Annotated in this window: 2 protein-coding genes; both read left to right on the forward strand. The window is 46.7% G+C overall.

Features of this window, described 5'->3' with window-relative positions:
• Positions 1-449, forward strand: a 449-nt coding sequence (locus tag KDK18_RS11630) for a hypothetical protein (protein WP_257255072.1), incomplete at its 5' end; no start/stop codon positions are given.
• Positions 450-855: 406 nt separating this feature from the next.
• A partial coding sequence (locus KDK18_RS11635; RefSeq protein WP_257255073.1) for a hypothetical protein occupies positions 856-5,963 on the forward strand: 5,108 nt, incomplete at its 3' end.

Below are 5,963 nucleotides of genomic sequence, written 5' to 3' on the forward strand. Positions count from 1 at the left end.
CGCTGGCGTCAAGTCTCACTTTCGACTTCTTTATGAACGACAACAAGATGCTCACTCAATGGCTGGGTGGGCCCCTGGGACGTAGTCTTGACAAGATCAACCGCTGGAGAGGCGTGAGTGAAACGGAAACGGACTATGTGAAACGTACTGCTATTGCTACGCCTCAACGCTTCAATGAAACGGATGAACAGTATGCGAACCGTGTTAAAGCAAACAACGTGATGCATGGCTGGACGCGGAACGAGCATTATCTTCAGTTCCGTGAACGACGTGATCGCACCATGAAGATTTATAAGCATGGCTGGGAGAAATACTTCAGGGAAAATGTACCTAAATGGTCATTCTCCCACGCTGAAAGTATTCCTTACTCTTATACTCTGGGAGCCTTCTATGAATTGATAGTAGAGCCAAAAGGACTACAGCACCTGAGAAGACACCAGCTGCCGTGAAAACTGCAATGCTGATTACAGGTTTGAGAAGTTCACTCCTGATAAGAATACCCGCGACGAACTTTAATGCTAAAAATCAGTGGATGCCCCCCATAGCTACCCAAAAGAAACCAATCATAGAAGGATACATAATGGTTTCTTCCGGTTCAGGCTATCGATTAAACCCTGCTATAAGCAACGACGTTATTCCCCGGCTGAAAAAACAATTCAGTTTTACTGACATTGGACTTTGTCAGTTCGAGCAAAATTCGCTCAACAGCTTACCAGATTGGCCGCTGTGAACTAAATTCACTCAACAGCTTAACAGTGAGCGATTGACAGCCATGAGTGACTGAAAGTTGCCTCCTTGCCTGGTGTGGCAATCACTTTTCACGGTAATCAAAGTACTCAGCTCTGAGGTAGTAAAATGACACATGCTCACCCCAATGCATTAAGCCTTGCAGTGGCCATTACTATCAGCTCTTCCATCATTGCTACACAGGCACTGGCCGATCGCAGGCTACAGACAAAATCTATCGTTATTCAGGACAATGGACATACGGAGTTCATCCAGAGTGAGGTCATAGTTAAGCCAACTTTAGGTGATGACCAGCAGCCAATAACCAAATCCTTTACAACCACCTACCCCGATCGAGCTGAATTCAGAGCCGACTACGATATTCCTTCCAAGGGCTTCACAGACGTTCTTTCTGGCATTGACGGTGGCGTTTCCACTGTTGATCTGTTTGAAACAGACGACAATGACATTGCTCAGAAGTACACCAAAGTCCTCAAGGTAGGTAATGAGGCAGTTTTCAGGTTCACCCATAATTTTTCAGAAAATAAACTACTCATCGAAGTCAGAGACAGAATGACCCATAAGGATTCAATTGGAGCTGTGCGCTCTCAATTAGGCGACAATCATACATTAGAACCATTTACGAAAATTGCCAGCCCCGAACACTTGGTCGGAGTGCTGAAAGGTGTGAATGAAAGAGCAGGAAACCTTGGCGAAGTTGATCACTATGTTGTCCTTGCCAACCTTGAAGTAGACCAGGTTGAAGTGAAAGGGCGCACCTTCATGCGTCTCATCGTTTCCAGCGACCAGCCCCCTGAGCTGCAGCGTCTGGGTCAATCAATCTTTGTCAATGATGAGACGCTTTTAGCAGCAGCTACCTCTGCCTATACCCAGGTTCATGTTCTTGGGAAAGATTTACAACAGGGAGCTCTGGAAGATCTGTTGTCATTCTATAAACCCGTCGGCTATGTAGTACACGTCGAGGATGACACACAGGTCTATCCTGTACCTGAGGATTATCCAAAACTGGAAGTGACTGTGGCTGAGGGGGAGATTATTGTTTTTCATGGTCAGAAGCAGAATCCAACCGATATCGCTTTTGTGGAGGGTCTCTATGATATCTGGGAAGGATTTTACGACAATGGACCTACTCCTGAAACAATAGCACTGGTTAAAAAAGACAAGTTCAAAAGCTACCAATACGTCATTCGAAGTCGGCAGCTGGCGCTGCTGGAGGAGTTAGCTGCGCAGCACATTACCAGACTTGACGAAGGTGGTAAACCGACGGATGAATACGAAGATACACTGGCCTCGCTTATATACTATGAATATATCCTGCAGGCATTAACCAGCGCTACTTCAGATCAGGAAGATGGATTTGTAATCACCAGAACGCACATCAAATTAACGTCGTCGTTCATCACGCCAACCTGGATGCATATTCAACTCACAGAACACTTTGGCTTCAAACCCATACTTAGAAATTTTCTGACTAACCGGAAGTTTATTCAAAATATTCATGAAATTATGTCTGTTATCGCCAAAATGTCCGGCGATCCTTTTGACGATTCTTTTGACGCAGACCGCAGCTTTGCTTCCAAAGTCGCTGGCGTCTTTGCCGAACAGCTGCTTGAGATGGAGCACAAGCTGGAAAAACTGCAGGTAAGAGAGGCCATGCTCGCCGAGCTAAACGAAGCATTTCAACGCACAGGGACAATGGCCATGACCCATTTTGAGGAAAAACTGAGAGCCGTTGGACTCAATCAACCAGTTGTGAATGAGCTTAAAAAGATTCGTCAGGAGTTGGAAGAGACGAAAAACTCGGTGGATCAACTTGAGCAGGATAATAAACGAATTCCGGAGCTCGAAAAACAACTTCTTGCTACCAGAGCAAAAGCCACAAACACTCCCAATAGTGAAATGGCAGCAGAGTTTGATATTGAGCCTGATGAAGACGACACATCAGAAGACAGGGCGCTGGAAACAAGGGTATCTACCAAACTCCTCAGGCTAGCAGAGCTTGAAGAAGAGCTGGATGACATTAAAACACCAGGCCACCCCAAAGCCAGACCTGAAGTACTTGAGACACTGAGCGTCATAGAAAAAGCCCTTGAGATACGTGACCTTGATGAAAAAGAAGATGTGTATCTCCGTCGCCGGTACATCTCTGAAAATATGCAGGAAAATATCAGAGACGCCAGACAGCAGGCAGAGAGAGAGGCCCTGGACATACTGGAAGTCGCAGAAGAAATACTCGACATCGAAGCCAATAAAGAGGACAACAAAATAGCAAGACTCGAAGTGGTCATGAAAACTCTTGACAGCGATGCGCTATCAGAAGAAATACTGGATGAGTCACTGGAAGAAATAGGTAACATCCGATGGGCATATGAAGGCAAAACTACGGATCTGGACGAGAAGGAATACAAACGCACTATGCTTCTTGTAAACCTTCGCCATAAAGTCGAAGACCCGGACATGCGAGCCAGAGAAAAACTCACCGATCTGCTGGAAGCCATAGAAACAATACTCAACATCAAATTCAATAAAGAGGATGGAGAAGCAGAAAGGCTTGCCCGGATTTATTCAATACTTGAAGGCAATGATGTCTCAGAAAAATTGCTGGATCAGATAGATCAAACCCTCTGGAAAGGAGACAGCACAGCACTGAACAAGAGAGATATCAAACACAATAAGCTTCGGGGGACTCTTACCTATAAAGTCGAAGATTCCTACCTGGATAAGTTCGCCAGAGATCAACAGACAAGTCTGCTTGGCGCCATAGAGGACGAGCTGAGCATCTACCCTCATGAAAACGTTGCTGCCACAGAAAGAGGCAAGGCTTTCACTGCTAAACTGGCCAGAGATCTGAATCTGGCATTCGGGGAAGATAGCAAACTGTATGATCAGAAGGAAGCTCTGAAGGCCAGAGTTCAGGCATTAATGGATGAAGTACACGAAGCTTATGACGATGTAGGTGTCAGAAGAGCCAGAAACAATGAATTGGCCCATCAACTCAAGATTGAGAACTATAAAGATGATGCCACTATCGACAACCAGAACATTCTGATTGAAGCAAAGCTCAATGGACTGCTCGAAGAAATTTTCAATGCCGGTCAGTCTGCTGTTAATGTCCGTATCGCAACCATTGAAAATGAGCTTGACAAGCAAATCGCGCGCCTTGGGCCCAAACCGCGATACGTTCTTGATCGTGAGAAAGCCAATGCTAAACGAGCATTGGCAAAAGCGGAAAGTGAGCTGACAGGTGTTCGTCGCAAACTGCATGCCCTTCGTGGCAAACACGAGGTATTTACAAGCTGTAAAGATAATCAGGGTCTGGACGAAGCCGGTATATTCGAGGAAGCATTGGCCGAGCTGCCTTTAGCCAGAAAAAAGTACACTCTGGTCACACAATTCCTGCAAGATTACGACAGCAAAAGTATGGAAGTGAACCATGCACAGTTTGAAGAGAGTAATGCACAAGAAAAACTGGATCATAAAAAACAGGAGATTATCGATTTTGGAGACTTCGAAGAGCAGGATAAAACTGCACATAACAAAGAGATAACTGCGCTGGGTTTAGTCCTGGAGCAGAAAAGTGAAGCTTTATCAAAAGCTAAAGATACTCTGACGGATTTCCATAAAACAGCTCTTGACGCTACTGAAGAAGCCGTGGGTCTTAAACCAGACACTTCTGAAACCCATGAACAACGGGTTAATAACCTGAGAAACAAACAGGTTCAACTGGGCGGAGATGATGGCACTGGCGGGAAGATCCTGCAAATGACCCACAAGCTGCACAGTCTCAACAGAGAAATAGAAGTCAGGAAAGCGAAAATAGAGAAATTAAAGGAAGTCCTGAAGGCGGCAGAGCAAGCCGTCGAAAATGAAGGCGGTCCCTTCCAGTTCACACCGTGGCAGGTAAAAGTTCTGACCGATATGCACGACTTCATGCAGGATCACTCTCTCAAGAAACAAGCTCTGGAAGCCGCAATGGGTTTGGCAGAATTAGCAGTAGAAAACGGTAAGAAAGTACCCTATTTCACAATTTTCGATTTTGACGATGAACTTGCACCGGTTCGCCTCAGGGCATTGGTCGGAGAAGGTTTGACGTTTGATCAGGCCAATCGGATTGTGAAAGTCTTCAAGAGCCTGAAGACGACCTTTCCGACCCTCTCTTCCGGGGCTTTAAAACTTCAGCCTCCGAAGGTTCTGTCAAAAGTCCAGGGACTGGTTTTCAAGATCAGGCATCAGCTGCAAAACGGGGCTCAAGAATACGACGATGTCGTTTACGCCATGGGCAAAACAGCCATTCACTACATCGAGTATGAACCTCGGAACCTGGAAAGCTTCCCGGAATATCTGGCTACCCGTTTTGCCGGTGGTAAAAAGACTATTGCTCTGCTGCGTGAAGGTCTGATCAGCAAGGTTGAACTTGAGAGCTACATGAAGGCCGTCAGAGGTGTCGACGGTTATCAGACAGTGGATGAATTTGAGCACTTCCTTGGTTATAGACATGCTGTCAGGGTGCCTGAGTTCAAGAAGGTTGTCCAGATGCTGTCCGACGAGTGGGTTGAGGAATTCATAGAAAATACCTTTACTCCTGTGTCCGTAACCAGCCAGGCGGGTATGAAAGAATCTGTTGCCGGCATGAAGGAGTATGCAGCGGCTGTCATCGCCAACTACATTCTTGACGATATTGCTTTTGAAAACGGCCGCAGGACGGCAGCATTCCTGACCAATGTTCAGGATACCCTGGCACCTTATGCCAATGCCGTTGGCGTGTCCGAATCAGACCTGATCCAGGCTATCCATGGCACATTGATGCAGGCTCATGCCGCAGCGGTTGATCAACAGCTCAATAATTACTGGGTCAAACCTTCAGCCTTTCTGGCACAGATTGTCACCTGGTACTACTCCAGTTACAAACCACTGCTGGTGACCCAGACCGCCGTGGAGGCTGCCATCCTGTCCCTGTCGAACCTGTCGCTTCTGTATCTCCTGGACTTCACCAACAGGGGCGATTACACGCACAGGATGATCATACCCTTCCAGCACTGGTTGGAAGGCTATAGTGTTGATCATGACCGAACCGGGCAATATGCCTACCACAATGAAATTGAAAAGTTCTCTGAAGTGGGCGGGCTGGCAATGCCGCTGGGCAGGGCCGCATCCTCAGTCGTTCTGCTGAAAACCGGCTCTCTGCTGTTTGCCAGACAGTACAATGCCAACCCCCG

Source organism: Endozoicomonas sp. SESOKO3 (assembly GCF_024606255.1).